The sequence below is a fragment of the Amycolatopsis rubida genome (assembly GCF_900115345.1).
GTDB lineage: Bacteria > Actinomycetota > Actinomycetes > Mycobacteriales > Pseudonocardiaceae > Amycolatopsis > Amycolatopsis rubida.
In genome coordinates, this window is the sequence record NZ_FOWC01000045.1 from 1 (window position 1) to 1010 (window position 1010).

The following is a 1010-nucleotide window of genomic DNA, read 5'->3' on the forward strand; positions in this document are numbered from 1 at the left end:
AACCTGGGCGAGCAGGACGCGATGGTCATCGACGAGACTGGGGGCCTCGAGAAGGGCGGCAGCACGGTCGGGGTGCAGCGGCAGTACACCGGCACGGCGGGGCGGATCGGGAATTCGCAGATGTCGGTGTTCGTGGTGTATTCGACCTCCGCCGGGCATATCTTCATCGATCGGGAGCTTTACCTCCCGGCCGGGTGGGTGACCGGGGACGAGGCCTACGGCAAGGACGCCGCCGGCCTGCGCGACCCGCTCGGGGACCGGGAGCAGGCCTACGTGCTGGCCGTGGCCTGCGATCACCGCATCACCGACACCGCACCGCGTCGCCCGCGCCGACGAGACGGCTGGCCGAAACGGGTCTGGCAGGAGCTCTCGGCCGGGGCCGGCGCGAAAGGGCGGCGTTACTGCCTGTGGGCTCGCATCCGGCTGCGCCAGGCCGGGAAGCCCGGGCAGCGCTGGATGCTGATGCGCCGGAACCGGCGCACCGGCGAGACCGCGTTCTACCGCTGCTACAGCCCGCGCCCGGCGTCGCTTGCCGAGCTGGCGCGGGTCGCCGGACGACGCTGGACCATCGAGGAGACCTTCCAGACCGGCAAAGAACTCACCGGGCTGGACGAGCATCAGGTCCGGACCTGGACCTCCTGGTATCGCTGGACGACCCTGGTGATGCTCGCCCACGCCTTCCTCGCCATCACCGCAGCCCACGCCCGCACCGACACGGAACAGGGCCTGATCTCATTGACACGCAACGAGATCAGGCACCTCTACAGCAAACTCGTCCTCGAACCAACCCACACCACCACCGACATCCCGGCCTGGTCGATCTGGCACCGAGGACACCAACACCGAGCCCGCCTATGCCACTACCAGCGACGACCCCACACCCCACCAGCCTGATCACGAACTACAGCTGGAGTACTAGTGTCCTGCGTCGTTAATTCGTCGTCAGTTAGGCTCTGGCGGCATGACTGATGGTGCCGCGGGACGTCGGGGGCCGAAGCTTGAGCCGGTAG

Annotated in this window: 1 protein-coding gene; it reads left to right on the forward strand. The window is 68.0% G+C overall.

Annotated elements, in window-relative coordinates; genetic code table 11:
• A partial coding sequence (locus tag BM362_RS46040) for an IS701 family transposase (RefSeq protein WP_093577428.1) occupies window positions 1-894 on the forward strand: 894 nt, incomplete at its 5' end.
• Window positions 895-1010: the final 116 nt, after the last annotated feature.